We start from the raw sequence: 15,068 nt of genomic DNA, 5'->3' as shown, positions 1-15,068 counted from the left end.
GTGCGAGGTCACCAGTGTGCCGCCCTCGTCGGCCTTGAGCCGGTAGCCGTAGAGGTGCCGGTTGGGAGGCTGTATCTGGCGGAGATGGTCCATTCGATCAGAGCGTCCTGCTCGAACCGCGTGAGGATCACCCCCGCACACGGGTTCCGGTTGCCGGCCGCGGGGGCTCTACGTTGCGGCGCGGCGAGCGCGGCCGACCCGGGCGGTCGGCCGAGCGCGGAGCGGACGTGGCTTCAACGAGCGACTGACTCGACGTCACCCATGGCGATCACAGGCTTCATCCTGGGGTCGAGCCACTTCAGGAGTTCGGTCATCTCCTTGCGCGGCAGTGCCACGCATGCCTGTGTCGGCCCACCGTGTGCGATGTGGATGAAAATGCCGCCGCCGCGTTCGGGCCCCAGTGGTCGTGCGGGGTCTTTGGGCGGGGAGCCGGGCTCCCGGTTGTAGTTGATGGCCACCACGTGGTCGAGGGCACCTCTGAGGGACTGGCCCAAGAAGCCGACGCCGTCCTGGTCGTACACGGGGGACTGGTCGTAAGGCAGCTTGGTCCCTGGGTCGGGCAGGAGACCCCCGGCGTCACTCAGGCCGAACACCCCTACCGGAGTACTCAGGTCGTTCTCGGTGTGGTGAGCGGTCCAGCCGCGTTGGCCGTTGCGGGCGGGCCAGGGCTCGAAGACCCTGCGCCATCCGCCCATGGCGTCGCGTTCGAACAAGTGGACCGTTGAGTAGCTGGAGTCGGGCGCGTCCCCCGATACGAGGACGACCTGTCTGGCGCCCTGCCGGTCCACGGCCTTTTGCATCTTTGGCCCGAGTTGGGGGATCGCGGTGGCTCGCTGCGGGGGCGGGATTTTGTTGTAGGCGTTGTGCGGCGGCGCGTGATTGCCCGACCGGCTGTCGGCCGGAGCTCTTACGTCGCCGCATCCGCTGACAGAAACCGCGCAGACGAGCAAGGGGAGAAGCAGTCGGGGCAGCGTGGTTTTGAGCACCCTCGCATTATCGGCCAATTCCACTATTTCGCTCGGAAGCCGAGAGCGTGTCGGCCTGGTGGTGGCGTCGGCGTTGTTCCCCGGGCCGGGAGTGGACGTCCGTGGAACTGTCGGTCAGACCCGGGGGAGGGAAGGATCCGGCGTCCAGGGCAGGGGCGTGGTGATCGACCACCGTTCGTGGTCGCGCCAGGCCCCGTCGATGTAGAGATAGGCGGGGGACAGGCCCTCGTAACGGAAGCCCAGGCGCTGAACCAAGGCCGAAGACGCCTTGTTGGCCGGCTGAATGTTCGCTTCCAGCCGGTGGAGCCGCAGGTCGTTGAAGGCGTGTCGCAGGGCGACGGTGAGCCCTTCGGTCATGTAACCCCGCCCTGCGGACGGGACGAAGGCCGCGTAGCCGAGGGACGCGCCCTGGTAGCGGCCCCGGATGATGGAGTTGATGTTCACCATCCCGGCAGCCGCACCGGTCTCCTGAACGCGGATCAGAAAACCCAGGCTGGTGCCGTCGCTGAAGCGGCGCATCCAGTCCTGGAACTCGCCTGAGGTCGTGGGCAGTTGCATCCACGGCGCATGGAGCTCGGTGCTTGCCCGCACGAGCGAGCAGAACTCGTCCTGGTCGGCGAGAGTGAGCGGCCACAGTTCCACCCGCGACGGCGTAGGGGACATGTGCCCATGCTAAAACCTGTTCTGAGGACTGGATCACTTGAGTGATCCACTTCCGGAACGCTCCCTGACCGGGACTCACCGCATACGTTCTCCACGCGAGCCGGGCTCCGTCCACCTCGGACGGGGCCCGGCCCGTAGGCTCAGCCGAAGCGTTGGGTGCGTGGAGCGAAGGTGCCCTCGGGGCCGGCGGCGCGGCCGACCGACCACACCGACGACGTGCCCGGTACCGGTGCCAGTTGCAGCGTCCGGGAGTCGCCCTCCCCGGCCACCGCCGGTTCGCTGTACTCGGCGAACGACTGGCCGTCCCAGGACAGGAAGTCCGGCCCCGGGACCAACGGCGGATAGCTGCCGGGCGGGCCCCACTTCTGCGAGTTGGTCACCGAGACCCAGCCCAGCTTGCCGGACGCGGCGGGCGCGAGCGAGGTGATCGAGCCGAAGGTGGTGGGCACGGTCACCCGGCTCCACCCGTTCCCGTCCCAGCGGACCAGCAGGGGCGGAATCGGCTTGCCCGCCGGTCCGCCGATGAACCCGGCGGTGCCTCCCGCCCATACCTCCGTCGGCGAGACCGCCAGCACACTGCCCACGGCCGACCGCGGGAACCCGTCCACAATGGTCTGCTGCCACTCCTGCCCGTTCCAATGCGACACGGCCGCAGCCGAGTTGGTGGAGCCCGCGGCCCAGATGTCGTCCGCCGCCACGATGTGCATCCCGTACACGGCTCCCGGCGGCACCGGCATGTCCTGCCAGCCGCTCCCGTCCCGCCGCAGCAGTACCTGGGCGCCGTCGCGCGAACCGATCAGCCAGGTCTCGCCGCCGCCGGTGACGACCTTGGTCAGCAGGACACCGCGCGGCGGCCGGGTCTCGCGCCAGGCGGTGCCGTCGTAGCGGAGCAGGCGGGCGCCGCCCGCCGAGTCGCGGCCGACCGCCCAGACCGCCGTCGCCGAGGTCGCGGCGATGGACAGCAGGTCTCCCTGCCAGTCGGCCTTGGGCAGGCTCTGGCGCTGCCACGCGGTTCCGTCCCAGCGCAGCATCAGCGGGAAGCCCGGCGCCTCGCGACCGACGGCGTCGGAACCCACCGCCCACGCCCGGTCCGGCCCGAACGCCACGGCCTCGTTCAGCCCGGCCTGGGGGCGTACCTGTGCCGGAACCGGGACGTGTTGCCAGGCAGGGGATTCCGACGCGGCCGAGCTCATGACGGTGACGGCGGTCATCGCGACGGCGAGGACCGCGACGAGAAGTCGGCGCACCATGGTCAGCCTCCCAGCCGCTCGCTCATCAGGTTCGGCTTCGAGCCGTAGATCTCCACGGTCCCGAAGGACAGCAGCGTGGACCCGGTCTTCGCCAGTGCACGCGGTTTCACGTCGATCGCGTTCGTGCGCTCAGGGCCGTAGGAGAAGGTGATGCGGGAGCCGTTCACCCGCGCGTACTTCGACTGGAACGCGCGGTCGCTGCGCACCGGCAGCCACAGCGCGCCGTCCGCGCCGCGCACCATCGCCTCGATGTGGATATTGCCCAGCGGCGGGTAGGTGGTGCGCCAGGTGTGGCCGTTCCAGCTCATGAGGTAGGTGCGCGTCCCGCCGTCGGTGTACTGGCTGCCGCCGATCGTGACCCGGCCGGACGGTTCGAGCAGCATCGTGTGTACGTTGCTGTTCGGCGGCAGCGACACCTTCGCGTCCCGCCATGCCGTGCCGTCCCAGCGCAGGACGGTGGTCCCGCTGGTGGTGTCCGCCCAGGCCCAGGCGTCGGTGGCCGAACGCGCGGTGATGCCCATCACGTACAGAACACCGTCCGGGGTGGGCTGTGTGGTCCAGTCGGAACCGTCGTAGTGCAACACCTTCGGCCCGGTGTCGTCCTCACCGACCACCCACGCGGCGCCCGGTACCGCGGCGAAGTCCTGATAGGTCCACAGGGTCTGCGGCAGCGGGACGGTGATCCACCCTCCCGCCGACCGGCGCAGGATCTCTCCCGTCCCGGCGCGGTTGTGGAAGATCCACGCCTCCTTGCCGACGAACCGCACCTTGCCGAGCCAGCCCGACTCATCGGCGCCGGGGAAGGTGGTGTCCCGGCTCCACGCCGCGCCGTCCCACCGGTAGAGCATCGGCCGCACCCAGTCGGCGGTGTGCTCGTACCCGGTCGCCCAGGCGTCGCCCGCCCCGCGGGCGGCGAGATCGGACACGGTCACCGGAGGGGCAGCCGCGGGCACCGGCAGCGCCGACCACCTTGGCGTCACGCTCGGCGTACCGGCATCGGCAGGCGGCACGGCCGCGGCCGGCGACCCGGCCGTGACGGGCGACACGGCTGCTGCACACGCGACGACAAGACCGATGATGACCGCACGGAGACCGTTCATGAGACCTCCCAGAACGCGAAGGTCGCTCACCTTATTGGCATGCACCCGTCTGTGAATAGACGGGTGCATGCCAATCTACGGCCCGCGCCTGAGCCCCGGACAGGCTCGCGCCTGAGCCCCGGACGCAGTGCGTGCCGGGGCTCGGGGCGGTCGAGAGGGGGCTCCTAGTAGGGGCCGTTCACGTTGTCGATCGAGCCGTACCGGTCGGCCGCGTAGTTGCAGGCGGCGGTGATGTTGGCGACCGGGTCGTAGCTGTCCAGCGAGGTGCCGGGCACGTGGTAGGCGTCGAAGGTGGGGGCGATGACCTGCAGGAGCCCCTTGGACGGGGTCCCTGCGGCGGCGTTGACGTCCCAGTTGTTGATGGCCAGCGGGTTGCCGGAGGACTCGCGCATCACGTTGCGGTGGATGCCCTCGTAGGTGCCGGGGATGCCGTGCTGGGCCATGACGTCGAGCGACTCCTTGATCCAGCCGTCGAGGTTGTTGGTGTACGTCTTCTTCGCCGGTGCGGCGGCGGGCTCGGCGGCGGTGTTCGTGCGCTTGGAGCGGTCCGCGCGCTCGTCGGACGCCTTGGAGGCGGTCGCATCCTCCGCGGGCTTGGCCGGGGCCTTCTGCCCGATGGTGAGCTTGAGACCGGGGTGGATCAGTCTCGGGTTGTCACCCAGCACGCTGCGGTTGTCCTCGTACAGCTTCTTCCAGCCGCCGCTGACGGAGTGCTCTCGGGCGATCTTGGAGAGCGAGTCGCCCTCGGCGATGACGTAGGTCTTGGGGGCGGCGGGCTTGGCGGCCGCCGCGGGCTGCGCGGCGCCGGCCGAGGTCGCGCCGATCACCGGGAGGACGAGCACGGCGCCGCCCGTGCCCGCCGCGGCGATGCCCCGGCGGAACGAGCTGGACTTGGGACGGCGGTGCTTTCCCTTTGCAGGCATGACGAATTTCCTCTCCGTCGCCTACGAGGTGAGCTGTCGGGTTCGGACGGGAGATGTCCGGTCACACTGCGAATGTGACTTCACCCCGAGCCGTTCCGGAGTCCGGAACGGCGGCTTACCTGGTTCCCCCGCTCCTGCCGTGCGTAAGTGAGTGAGTACGGGAAGGGTTTCCGGACAGCGGCAGGATTCGGCGTTCCATCCGGATTGACGGTGAGGTTAGGCGAGAAAGCCCGGACAGAACAAGGGCGGAATTCGATGGGGGGAATGCGCGGGGGCGATTCTAGTGATCGAAATCCCTTGGCCCCATTGATCAAATAGCCTCAACTTTCTTTGCGTGAAACGAAAATGCGCCGAGCGGCTCTTGAGCGGTCGCGCAGTCGGGTGTGACTCATTCCACTGAAGCGCAATCCCAACTGGGTGCAGAAGTGGCCTTAATCCTCAATTCGGACATAACGCGAGGGCGTTCTTTGTGCGTCAAAAGGGGCATATGGCCTATGTTGTCTAAGTGGTTTGCTGGTCATGGTGGCCTTGTGTGTGACGGTGGGAGGCGGTTCTCGTGTGGGGACTTGGGCGGCAATTCCCACAACGGCCCTGAATCCGTGGCCCAGTTGGCGAACCCTGGATGCGGCTCCTTGTGAGGGAGCCGCATCCTGAGGCCCGATTCGATCCGTTGAGCTTGCTGTAATTGCCCTTGAAGCCTTCGTCATTCGCGGCGGTACGAATGGTCGTCCAGGCCTGCCCCTTCCACTTGGCCTGGAGCAGGACGTACTTCCCGTCGATCTTGTGGTCGTAGAACTTTCCCCAGAAGCTGCCGTTGCGGCGCCCTCTGGAGCGCGCCGCATTGATGGAACCTACGGCGGGCCGGGCTTAGCGGGCGTCAGCCAGGGGGGCCTCTGGTTGCAACCAGGGAGGTAGCGAGGCGGCGCATACCGCCGGAGTTCACTTCACGACGTACGCGCGGACGACCAGGGCAGGCTGTCGTACGTGACGACGGCTCAGTTGTGCCGGGCGCGGGCGGCGAAATGGCCGGCCGACTGCCGTCAGGTGCAGCTGTGCGGCGCTGCCGTCTTTGGGCGTCGACGAGCGCGGCCGACGTGTTCGCCCGTTGGTGCGGCGGGCTGGCAGACCGTTCCATCTGCGGTGCAGTCGATTGAGGTCGGAGGCCGGGTCCGGGGTGAGCAGCGTCTGCGCGCGGCGGCCGAACCGGCCGGGCAGGCCGAGGTGGAGCAGTTCGACGGCGCCGCCGAACTCGCCTCTGTCACACGCCTGTTGGCAGAGACCGGGGTTACCCATTGAGTACCCATACTCATGCCAACGGCCCCATATCTTTCCTACCGTCTGCCGATGAAGAGAAGGGCTCGTCACACGCCACGAAAGTCGTGCTCGGGCCGCATGCGATGCGTCAACGGGGAGTTGCATATGTACATGAAACTGTCGGCCAGACCACTCGTCCGTCTTGCTCTGGTTGCCGGCGTGGTAGGCGCCAGCCTTGCGGCAACGGGAAACGGGTTCGCGGCGACTCCGGCGGAGGCGCCGAGGGCGGCAACGGTGAGTACGTCAGGCGCCACCACGCAGGCGGTGGTCAACCTCGGTCTCGATCGCAGGCAGGCCAGGGCCGTTCAGGAGTGGTTGGCTGCGTTCCACGGCTACAGGGGATCCATCGACGGCTACCTGGGCACCGGTAGCTGGAAGGCGTTCCAGCGCCACCTCAGGGCGCACGGCTACAACGGAGCCATCGACGGAGTCGTCGGAAGCGGCACCATCAAGGCGTTGCAGCGCAAGCTCAGCCACGACAGCTGGAATTACAACGGCGCGATCGACGGAATCCCCGGAGCAGGAACCAAGGCGGCCTTCGAACGCTTCGCCCAGGGACTCCTGTGCGAGCCCTGCACCGGCCGCTGACCGGACTCGTCATGTTCGAGGCGGACGGACACTGCTGATGTCGTAGAGAACTTCGACAGCCGCGGGGCGGGCTCCGATCAGAGTCCGCCCCGCCGTCCGTCCGGCGAGGTTTCCCAGCCGCTCGTCCTCCACAAGCGGCACGCGCATGCTCCCGACGCTACGAGAGGGTGCTTATCGTCGGCGTATCGAAAACCGCATACGTGCCGGCAACACCGCGCTGCCTTGACTGGCGGCATGAATCGAACCCGGTCATCAGCACGAACAACGCCCCGGCGGTTTCGCCGACGCCTTGCCGTCGGCCTGATCGGTCTGCTGGGCCTGGCAGTCGTCATAGCGGCGACCACCGCGGCCCTCGGCGGGCGATTACTGAAGCCCTCGCACTCCTCGGCCGCCTCACCCCTGAGTTCTCTTGGTGGCGAGCACAGTGATGCGCTCGGTGAGGATGACGGCGTCGTTCCCGACGGAGTGACGGTCTTCGATGACGCGATTCCGGCCGTGGACGGCCTCGACCCAGGTCTGCTCAAGGCTCTCCGCCGAGCAGCAACGGATGCGGCCGAGGACGGAGTAGAGGTCTACGTCAACAGCGGCTGGCGCTCCCCGGACTACCAGAACCAGCTTCTTCGTGAGGCGATCTCCGAGTACGGGTCCAAAGACGCGGCTGCCCGATGGGTGGCCACCGCGGAGACGTCCCCCCACGTGTCAGGGAATGCGGCCGACCTTGGCCACTCCGACGCCACGGAGTGGCTGGCCGAACACGGTGCCGAGCACGGGCTGTGCCAGATCTACAAGAACGAACCGTGGCACTACGAACTCCGCCCCGAAGCGATCGATCACGGCTGTCCGCGCATGTATGCCAACCCGACTCAAGACCCCAGGATGCAGCAGTGACCGTAAGTGAGCGAGGACAGACCATGGTGCAGGTCGACGCGAGGGAGCAGACCGGGCAGCGGGACGCCGAGGGCCACACCCCCTCCGGCGCTTGGCGCGCACGCATCCGCCGGGCGGCCGGCATCGCCTCCCGGCCGGGGCCATGGAAGCGCGGCAAGGTGCTCGCGGGATCGGCCCTGCTGCTGGGTCTGTTCCTGTCGCTGCACGCGCAGATCACGGACTACGGGGGCCTCGGCAGTCTGGTGGAGACCTTCCTGCCGTGGTTCGGCCTGTTCGTGCCGGTGCTGCTGGCCGGGGCGCTGTGGCGTCGGTCCGCCTGCGCGGTGGTGGCGCTGCTGGTGCCGGTCTTGGTGTGGCTGAACCTCTTCGGTGGGCTGCTCATCGACAAGTCCCGTTCCGGCGGCGACCTCACCGTGGTCAGCCACAACGTCGGCGCCGACAACTCGGATCCGGCCGGCACCGCCCGAGCCCTGGCCGCCTCCGATGCGGACGTACTGGCCCTGGAGGAGATCACAGAGCAGGCGAAGCCGTCGTACGAGAAGGTCTTGGCGAAGGCGTATCCGTACCACGTGGTGAAGGGGACGGTCGGGGTGTGGAGCAAGCTGCCGTTGTCCGGCACCCGGCCGGTCGACGTCAAGATGGACTACGGGCCGCTGGCGGACACCAAGCCGGCCGCCGTCAAGATGACCTACGACCGGGCGCTGCGTACCACGGTGGCCACGGACCAGGGGCCCCTGGCGGTCTATGTGGCCCACCTGGGGTCCGTGCGCGTGACTCCCAGGGACGGCTTCTGGACGGAGAGCCGGGACCGTGGCGCGAAGGCGCTCGCCGAGGCCGTCGCCGCCGAGCAGAACGAGCGGATGCTGCTGCTCGGCGACCTGAACGGCACGACTGACGACCGCGCGCTGGCCGGTGTCACCGCGCGGCTGCGCTCGGCCCAGGACGCGGCCGGCGAGGGCCTCGGCTTCAGCTGGCCGGCGTCCTTTCCAGTGGCGCGGATCGACCAGATCCTGGTCAGGGGCGTGGAGCCGGCGAGTTCGTGGGTGCTGCCGGCCACGGGCAGTGACCATCTGCCGGTGGCGGCCGGGATCAGCTGGTGAAGTCGGGTGGAAGGGAAGGCCCTTGCGACCTCCCCAGGCGTGACGGTCCTCCCCTTCCAGCCCTCGCCTAGTGCCCATCGGTGCCGGACCCATGCATGGGGTGCCGCATGGCTGCCGTTCTCCCACCGCTTCGGCGCAGGCAGAGGAGGATCAGTAGTGCGAAGGCAAGGAATGCGGCGCCCGTGCGTGCGTAGTTGAACGCCTCCCAGCGAGCCAGGATCTCGGCGTGATCGGCGGGCGCGGAGGTGGCCGCCCACTGTTTGATGCGGCCGTTGATGGGGACGTTGCCGAGACGGGTGATGAGGAAGGACGCGACAGCGAGGAGTCCGGCTCCTGCGGCCAGCCGCCGTGAGGTGCCGCGCGTCATGATGGCGAGCGCCAGGGCGCTGATGGCCGACGTACCCATGGCGCCCTGCATGGTGATGCCGTTCATCTGCATCAACTGGGCGTGGAAGGACAACCTCATGTCGAGCGGGACCGAGTTGAACGTGGGGACGAGGTTGGCCGCTCCGTAGCCGAACGCGCCGGCGAGGGTGCCGGTGGACATCAGGGCGAGGCCCAGGAGGAGCCGGACCCGCTTGCGCATCACCGCCCCGGTCTCCGTCCTGGTCGCGCTGGTGCGTGAGGCCGGCCCGAGGGACGACGAGGGCGGTTCGCCGTCCTGCGTGTCGAACGCCGGGTCCGGAGTCGACGGCGACTTCACCGGCTGCCGTTCGCATGGCCCAGGGTGCGGCCCAACTGGTCGATGCGCCTGACCCGTCCGTCCTCGGCGACTTCGCCGATCAGCAGCAGCTCGATCTGCAGGTGGCCGAGTCCGCGGTGATCGGTACTGAGGAGGCAGCGCGCGGCGAACCGGTTGCCGTCGACGAGGAGATCGTCAATGCGCGTCTCGCAGGCGGTGACGTTCTTGCGGGCCGGGCGCGCGTGCGCGATCAGCTGGGCGCGAGTGAGCTCGTTGCCGTCGGTCACCCAGACCACATCGTCGGTCAGGGTCTTGTCCACGATCCGTTCCGGTTCCTCGTCGGAGAGGGCCATGTCGCGGGTGTAGTCGACCAGAAGGCGGCGCGCGGCCGCTGCGGTTATCTCTGACATGCGTGTCATCCTTGAGCCGGCTGTTATCCTTGTCAACCGTGTCAGAGATAAGACGTCGTCGTCAGCGGGCCGAGGTCGGACGCAACCGTGCCGCCCTGGTCTCGGCAGCGATTCGGACGCTCTCCGAGCGCCCAGATGCGACCATGGCCGACATCGCGTCCGCGGCAGGCGTGGCGCGCCAGACCGCGTACGCGCACTTCGGCACCCGCGACGTGCTACTCGCCGCGGTGCGCGACGAGTTGAGCCGTCGGGCGGTCGCCGTGCTCGATGCCGCCGACACCGAGTCGGGCACCGCCACCGAAGCCCTCGGCCGATTCCTCGACGCGACCGGAACACTCCTGGCGGAACAGACGGCGTCCGGTCGCGCGTATCCCGACGGGGGCGGGGATGGGGATGGGGACGCGGCACGTCACCTGCCCGTTGAGCAGCGCCTGGAGGCCCTGATCTGCCGTGGCCGTGACAGCGGCGAGTTCACGACCGACCTGGAGACCGGTTGGCTGATCGCCGCAACGATCGCCCTTGGTCATGCCGCGGACCACCAAATCCGTATCGGCCGCCTCGACGCGCAGGCCGCGGCGGATCAGTTCCGGACCTCGGTGCTGCGTCTGTACGGCGCACACGACGCCAGAGCGTGAGAGCACCAGCGGGCTCCGTTCGCGCAGTTTCGATAGCCTCGCCCTTCGTCGTCATGAGTCGGCGTACGAACGCCACACTTTGGAACGCCACACCCTGGGGGCCTATCGATGAGCGTCAACGCGCAGAACCCAGCAGGAAGAACCGCCATCGAAGAGCGCTTCTTGCGGGACTGGGGGCTCGAACTGCCTGAGTCGATCTTCCGGTTCTGGTCGTTCCTCGGGTCACTCGGCCCGGTCGAAGAGCGCGCCCTGGGAGACCTGGGCGTCAGCCCGTGCGGCATCATGGATCTGTTCGCCGACCCTGGCCGGCTGCCGGCCGAGGGCATCGACGTACGAGTGCACGGCCGCTACTACAGGGACCCGCCCGAATTCCTCACCTTCATGCACGGCGGCTCCGACGGTCTGCACTTCGGCCTGTGGTTCGACGACGGCCGTACCTGCAACACGGTGGCCTCCTACTACAACAACGACGGCGGTGGAATCGACACCACCGCAAGTACGCCCCTGGAGGCGGTACGCGCCGTCCTCGAACGCGTGTGGCGCGACCTTGAGGACGACGTACAGGAGGAAGGCGTGCCCGCGCGGCGCGAACAACTGGCCCTGCTGCGGGACGCTTTGACCGCCCTGGAGACCGGGGACCGGCCTGAAGTGGGCCTGGCCTATTCCACGAGGTACGACAGGGCCGCCGGGCCCGTGGATCCCGACCGGATCACCACGCTGGACGGCGCGGGCGGGCTCGCTCCGGGCGCGTCCACCCTGGACCGCCCCGGTCACCGAGGCGCCGACGAGTACAAGTTCGCGACCTACATGTACGCCCTGTTCGACGATGTCACCGCCCTGCGGGCGAACGTGGAGGACGCCCGCCGCCGCTGTGCGCAGGGCGACCCCACAGAAGCCCTGCTCCTGGGCCGCGACCTGCACTGGGCGTCGGCGGGCGACCCGGACCGCGAGGCCCTCGCGAACGAACTCCTCCTGCTCGCCTATCGCACGCTGGACCGTCCCGCGCTGACGGCCATCGCCGGGGCGCACCACAGGCACCGCTCACTGACGAACGTGGACGTACTGGAAGGGTGACCCGGCCTGTTCCCGGTCGTACGGTTGATGCGGTTGAAGAAGTTGGTCATCGCGACCTTCAGGGTGATCGCGCCCAGTTGCTCCTGGCTGAAGTGTTCCGCGGCGGCGTCCCAGATCTCGTCGGTCACGCCCGGCGCGCCGTCCTGGAGGCGGGAGGCGGCCTCGGTCAGTTCGAGCGCCGCCCGCTCCTGATCGCGGCGCTCGGGCGCCAGGAACGTAAGCTGGCAGGCATGCGGATGCGACCCACGTTGACCTGGGAGCCGGAACCTGGTGGAGGTCTGCTGCCGGCATCGAGTGACCTCACCGCGGTCGTCCAAGCGGTGCGCGCCGGCGGAGCCGTGGTGCTGAGCGGTGCGGGGCTGTCCACCGAGTCAGGTATCCCGGACTACCGCGGACGGCACGGTTCCCTGCGCCGGCACACTCCCATGACGTATCAGGAGTTCGTCGGCACCGAGCAGGCTCGCCGGCGTTACTGGGCGCGCAGTCAGCTGGGGTGGCGGGCGATGACGCGGGCCCGCCCCAATGCCGGTCATCGAGCCGTGACCGCGCTGGCCGAAGCGGGCTTCGTCACCGGCGTGATCACACAGAACGTCGACGGGCTGCAGCAGTTGGCGGGTGCCCCGGACGTCATCGAGCTGCACGGGAGCCTGAGCCGGGTGGTCTGCCTGACCTGTGGGCGAGGCAGCACCCGCGCGGAGCTCGATCACCGGCTGAGGGAAGCCAACCCGGGGTTCGAGGCCGCCGCCGAGCGCTACCGCGCCGCGCGCGTCAATCCGGACGGCGACGTGGAACTGCCGGACGAGGCGGTCCGCGAATTCCGGGTGGCGGCGTGTGCGGCGTGCGGCCATGGGGTGCTCAAGCCGGACGTCGTCTTCTTCGGTGAGAACGTTCCCCCGGAGCGCGTCGCGGCCTGCCGTCGCCTGGTCGATGAGGCCGCCGTCCTGCTCGTGCTCGGCTCCTCCCTCACCGTCATGTCCGGACTGCGTTTCGTGCGCCAGGCCGCGCAGTCGGGCACGCCGGTCCTGATCGTGAACCAGGGCCCGACCCGAGGCGACCGCTGGGCGACCCAACGAGTCGAGCTACCGCTCGGGGAGGCGCTGGCGGCCCTGGTGGCAGATGTGTGTGCCTGAGGACGATGCACCAGATCCATGTGGTGGCGCGCTCAGGCGGCGGGAGACACAAGGGCACGGTGCTTCTCAGATCGTGCGTCGCAGCGCCGTCTCCACGGCATCGATCAGCGGATCGCCTTCGGTCCGCGGGTGCCGTGCGAGGCCGAGTTCGACGTCCGGCAGTGTGGGCAGGACGTTCGTGTCGTGGCCGACCATGCCCGGTTCGAGATTCGTGGGCATGAGTGCCGCCACGCCTAGCCCGGCCCGCACCGCGGCGAGCACGCCGACCAGGCTGTTGCTTTCGAACGCCACCCGCCAACGCAGACCGGCACGTTCCAGGGTCTCCAGCACTGACGTACGCCAGGTGCACGTACCCGAGAACAGCACCACCGGCAGCGGATCGGCGGTCACGTCCACGCCCTGGCCGATCGCCCAGACCAGCGGGCGGCGTACCGTCCAGCGCGGCACCGCGGGAAGCACCGGTACTTCGTCGAGCACGAGTTGCACGTTGCCCGCGTCGTAGGCCTCCCGCATTTCGGGGCTGGAACAGCTCAGCACCTCCAGCGTCGCGCCGGGGTGCAGTCGAGCGAGGTCGGCGAGAGCTTGCGGAAGCTGGGCCGCGGCGAGGTCTTCGAGCAGCCCGACACCGCAGCGACCGGTCAGCGCGCGCCCGGTCTCGGTCAGTGCCTGCGCGCTGAGCGAGAGGATGCGTTCGGCGTACGGCAGGAGTTCCTCGCCCGCCCGGGTCAGCGAGACGCCGGACGGCGACCGGTGAAGCAGCGGGCGGCCGACAGCGCTCTCCAGTTTGCGAACCTGCTGGCTGAGCCCGGGTTGGGTCCTTCCCAGCGCGGACGCGGCACGGCTGATGCTGCCCGCCCGCACGACGGTCACGAACGTGCGCAGCAACGCGGTCTCAAGGTCCGGGGCCATAAAAATTCATTATGGCGGCTCCAGCAAATCAACCACTTCCTATGCCGTGGCGAAGAATCTAACGTCACGCAGGTGACCGGATACCGCCAGATACTCGCCGTGCCAGGGATGGCATCGCTGCTGGGCGTCTCGCTGCTCGCGCGTGCCGCCATCACGGCTGACGTGATGGCGCTGACGATGTACGTCGTACTGGGTCTGGACATGAGCTACGCGGCAGCCGGAGGCGTCGCTGCGGCGCTGACCGCTGGGCTGGCACTGGGCGGCCCGCTGCTCGGCCGCATGATCGACCGGCGGGGCCTGCGTGCGGTGCTGCTGGCAACTGTCGCGGTGCAGGTCGTGTTCTGGTTGAGCCTGCCGACCCTGCCGTACGGGATTCTGCTGGGCGCCGCCTTCGTGGCGGGTCTCCTGATGGTGCCGGCGCAGCCGGTGACCAGGCAGGCGATCGCCGTGATGACGACGCCTGAACAGCGGCGCGCCGCGTTCGCGCTGGAAGCGGTGCAGGGCGAACTGTCGTACATAGTGGGCCCGCCGATCGTGATCCTCTGCGCGGCGAAGATGTCCCCCGAGACGATGGCATGGGGAGTGGGCGCCGCGATCGTGGTCGGGGGAGCGGGAATCGCCCTTCTCGACCCGCCGCTGCGCACCAAGGACGAGGCGGATGCCGACCCGGTCGGGCGTCCGCGTCGCCGGGAATGGCTGGGCCCGGGGATGATCGCCATGCTGATGATGGCGTTCGGCACCACGATGCTGCTCAGCGGCACCGACCTGGCCATCGTCGCCACCCTCGAAGAGGCCGGCCAGGTGTCCTGGGCCGCCGTGGTCGTGGCAACGTACGGCGTGGCCTCTGTCGTCGGCGGTCTGGTGTACGGCGCGCTGTCCCGGTCACTGCCGACCTGGCTGCTGCTCGGTCTGCTCGGTCTGACGACCATTCCCGCCGGGCTTGCCCATGATTGGCCCTGGTTGTGCGTGGCCGTTGCCGGCGCGGGCCTGCTCGTCGCGCCGACGCTTTCCACGGTGGCCGACGCGGTGATCCGACTCGCGCCCGCCGGCGTACGTGGTGAGGCGACGGGCCTGCAATCCTCGGCGCTGAGCTCGGGTTTCGCGCTCGGAACCCCGATCGTCGGGGTGGCGATCGACGTCTCCGTGCCGGGCGGCGGCTTCGTGGCGGCCGGGCTGGCCGGCGTCGCCGCCGCACTGGCCGGATACGTGCTGTCCCGCTGCTCACGCGCCCGGACGCGGCCTGTGGTCAGCGGACTCGGCCTCGCCGGTACACCGGACCTCGATCCGGACGAGAGCGGCAACCGGCCTGCCGTATGACGTACGGCAGGAGCGGTGCACCGCCCTCGTCGGTTCGCTCGGTTCGCTCGGCTCGGTGAGTTCGGTGGGGTCGCTCGGTTCGGTTTTGGGCCGGTCTGT

General features: G+C 69.0%; 16 protein-coding genes, 1 pseudogene and 1 riboswitch. Of the genes and pseudogenes, 7 read left to right on the top strand and 10 right to left on the bottom strand.

Annotated features, from left to right (window positions below; genetic code table 11):
- Positions 1–233: 233 nt before the first annotated feature.
- From AB0I94_RS22140 to AB0I94_RS22115, 6 genes are all read right to left on the bottom strand, one after another.
- Complete coding sequence (locus tag AB0I94_RS22140) at positions 234–800, bottom strand: L,D-transpeptidase family protein (protein WP_363311305.1); 567 nt, start codon at positions 798–800, stop codon at positions 234–236.
- A 300-nt stretch (positions 801–1,100) separates the two neighbouring features.
- The gene (locus AB0I94_RS22135; RefSeq protein WP_363311304.1) at positions 1,101–1,649 is read right to left on the bottom strand and encodes a GNAT family N-acetyltransferase; all 549 of its coding nucleotides are present in this window, start codon (positions 1,647–1,649) and stop codon (positions 1,101–1,103) included.
- Positions 1,650–1,789: 140 nt separating this feature from the next.
- Positions 1,790–2,899, bottom strand: coding sequence for a hypothetical protein (locus tag AB0I94_RS22130; RefSeq protein WP_363311303.1), 1,110 nt, complete (start codon positions 2,897–2,899; stop codon positions 1,790–1,792).
- Between the two features lie 2 nt (positions 2,900–2,901).
- Entirely contained in the window at positions 2,902–3,999 is a 1,098-nt protein-coding gene (locus AB0I94_RS22125) for a hypothetical protein (RefSeq protein ID WP_363311302.1), read from the bottom strand.
- 164 nt (positions 4,000–4,163) lie between these two features.
- The gene (locus AB0I94_RS22120; RefSeq protein WP_363311301.1) at positions 4,164–4,922 is read right to left on the bottom strand and encodes a LysM peptidoglycan-binding domain-containing protein; all 759 of its coding nucleotides are present in this window, start codon (positions 4,920–4,922) and stop codon (positions 4,164–4,166) included.
- A gap of 3 nt (positions 4,923–4,925) precedes the next feature.
- Positions 4,926–5,082: riboswitch (cyclic di-AMP (ydaO/yuaA leader) on the bottom strand.
- Positions 5,083–5,861: 779 nt separating this feature from the next.
- A complete protein-coding gene (locus AB0I94_RS22115; RefSeq protein ID WP_363311300.1) occupies positions 5,862–6,215 on the bottom strand; it encodes a hypothetical protein in 354 nt (117 codons plus the stop codon).
- 255 nt (positions 6,216–6,470) lie between these two features.
- Here AB0I94_RS22115 and AB0I94_RS22110 point away from each other — a divergent pair, with 255 nt between their 5' ends.
- The 3 genes from AB0I94_RS22110 to AB0I94_RS22100 all read left to right on the top strand — a co-directional run bounded on the left by AB0I94_RS22110 (position 6,471) and on the right by AB0I94_RS22100 (position 8,812).
- Positions 6,471–6,824, top strand: a complete 354-nt coding sequence (locus tag AB0I94_RS22110) for a peptidoglycan-binding protein (RefSeq protein ID WP_363311299.1) — start codon at positions 6,471–6,473, stop codon at positions 6,822–6,824.
- Positions 6,825–7,058: 234 nt separating this feature from the next.
- Positions 7,059–7,712, top strand: coding sequence for a M15 family metallopeptidase (locus tag AB0I94_RS22105; protein WP_363311298.1), 654 nt, complete (start codon positions 7,059–7,061; stop codon positions 7,710–7,712).
- The gene (locus AB0I94_RS22100; protein WP_363311297.1) at positions 7,709–8,812 is read left to right on the top strand and encodes an endonuclease/exonuclease/phosphatase family protein; all 1,104 of its coding nucleotides are present in this window, start codon (positions 7,709–7,711) and stop codon (positions 8,810–8,812) included. Before AB0I94_RS22105 ends, AB0I94_RS22100 begins: the two co-directional genes overlap by 4 nt.
- A gap of 67 nt (positions 8,813–8,879) precedes the next feature.
- Here AB0I94_RS22100 and AB0I94_RS22095 read toward each other — a convergent pair whose 3' ends face one another.
- Positions 8,880–9,515, bottom strand: coding sequence for a DUF1772 domain-containing protein (locus AB0I94_RS22095; protein ID WP_363311296.1), 636 nt, complete (start codon positions 9,513–9,515; stop codon positions 8,880–8,882).
- Positions 9,512–9,904, bottom strand: coding sequence for a nuclear transport factor 2 family protein (locus AB0I94_RS22090; protein WP_363311295.1), 393 nt, complete (start codon positions 9,902–9,904; stop codon positions 9,512–9,514). Before AB0I94_RS22090 ends, AB0I94_RS22095 begins: the two co-directional genes overlap by 4 nt.
- Positions 9,905–9,942: 38 nt before the next feature.
- Here AB0I94_RS22090 and AB0I94_RS22085 point away from each other — a divergent pair, with 38 nt between their 5' ends.
- Both AB0I94_RS22085 and AB0I94_RS22080 read left to right on the top strand, forming a co-directional pair.
- A complete protein-coding gene (locus AB0I94_RS22085; protein ID WP_363311294.1) occupies positions 9,943–10,539 on the top strand; it encodes a TetR family transcriptional regulator in 597 nt (198 codons plus the stop codon).
- 108 nt (positions 10,540–10,647) lie between these two features.
- Entirely contained in the window at positions 10,648–11,613 is a 966-nt protein-coding gene (locus AB0I94_RS22080) for an ADP-ribosylation family protein (protein WP_363311293.1), read from the top strand.
- Between the two features lie 17 nt (positions 11,614–11,630).
- Here AB0I94_RS22080 and AB0I94_RS22075 read toward each other — a convergent pair.
- Positions 11,631–11,807 (bottom strand): annotated as a pseudogene (locus AB0I94_RS22075) (carboxymuconolactone decarboxylase family protein); the annotation flags it as partial.
- A 36-nt stretch (positions 11,808–11,843) separates the two neighbouring features.
- Between AB0I94_RS22075 and AB0I94_RS22070 the strand changes: the two are divergent.
- Positions 11,844–12,743, top strand: a complete 900-nt coding sequence (locus AB0I94_RS22070) for an NAD-dependent protein deacetylase (RefSeq protein WP_363311292.1) — start codon at positions 11,844–11,846, stop codon at positions 12,741–12,743.
- A gap of 66 nt (positions 12,744–12,809) precedes the next feature.
- Here the strand turns inward: AB0I94_RS22070 and AB0I94_RS22065 are convergent, their stop codons facing one another.
- Positions 12,810–13,652, bottom strand: a complete 843-nt coding sequence (locus AB0I94_RS22065) for a LysR family transcriptional regulator (RefSeq protein ID WP_363311291.1) — start codon at positions 13,650–13,652, stop codon at positions 12,810–12,812.
- A 72-nt stretch (positions 13,653–13,724) separates the two neighbouring features.
- Here AB0I94_RS22065 and AB0I94_RS22060 point away from each other — a divergent pair, with 72 nt between their 5' ends.
- Positions 13,725–14,969, top strand: coding sequence for an MFS transporter (locus tag AB0I94_RS22060; RefSeq protein WP_363311290.1), 1,245 nt, complete (start codon positions 13,725–13,727; stop codon positions 14,967–14,969).
- Positions 14,970–15,068: the final 99 nt, after the last annotated feature.

Origin of the sequence: Streptomyces sp. NPDC050147 (genome assembly GCF_040660195.1) — a bacterium.
Lineage (GTDB): Bacteria > Actinomycetota > Actinomycetes > Streptomycetales > Streptomycetaceae > Streptomyces.
The sequence above is the reverse complement of the archived record's forward strand: the minus strand, read 5'-3'. Positions and strand labels throughout refer to the sequence as shown.

What these genes read in the sequence shown, in the direction of transcription:
- AB0I94_RS22065 (WP_363311291.1), bottom strand. Translation starts at nt 13,652, where the DNA reads ATGGCCCCGGACCTTGAGACCGCGTTGCTGCGCACGTTCGTGACCGTC.
- AB0I94_RS22140 (WP_363311305.1), bottom strand. Translation starts at nt 800, where the DNA reads ATGCAAAAGGCCGTGGACCGGCAGGGCGCCAGACAGGTCGTCCTCGTA.
- AB0I94_RS22080 (WP_363311293.1), top strand. Translation starts at nt 10,648, where the DNA reads ATGAGCGTCAACGCGCAGAACCCAGCAGGAAGAACCGCCATCGAAGAG.
- AB0I94_RS22115 (WP_363311300.1), bottom strand. Translation starts at nt 6,215, where the DNA reads ATGGGTAACCCCGGTCTCTGCCAACAGGCGTGTGACAGAGGCGAGTTC.
- AB0I94_RS22120 (WP_363311301.1), bottom strand. Translation starts at nt 4,922, where the DNA reads ATGCCTGCAAAGGGAAAGCACCGCCGTCCCAAGTCCAGCTCGTTCCGC.
- AB0I94_RS22125 (WP_363311302.1), bottom strand. Translation starts at nt 3,999, where the DNA reads ATGAACGGTCTCCGTGCGGTCATCATCGGTCTTGTCGTCGCGTGTGCA.
- AB0I94_RS22105 (WP_363311298.1), top strand. Translation starts at nt 7,059, where the DNA reads ATGAATCGAACCCGGTCATCAGCACGAACAACGCCCCGGCGGTTTCGC.
- AB0I94_RS22130 (WP_363311303.1), bottom strand. Translation starts at nt 2,899, where the DNA reads ATGGTGCGCCGACTTCTCGTCGCGGTCCTCGCCGTCGCGATGACCGCC.
- AB0I94_RS22135 (WP_363311304.1), bottom strand. Translation starts at nt 1,649, where the DNA reads ATGTCCCCTACGCCGTCGCGGGTGGAACTGTGGCCGCTCACTCTCGCC.
- AB0I94_RS22070 (WP_363311292.1), top strand. Translation starts at nt 11,844, where the DNA reads ATGCGGATGCGACCCACGTTGACCTGGGAGCCGGAACCTGGTGGAGGT.
- AB0I94_RS22090 (WP_363311295.1), bottom strand. Translation starts at nt 9,904, where the DNA reads ATGTCAGAGATAACCGCAGCGGCCGCGCGCCGCCTTCTGGTCGACTAC.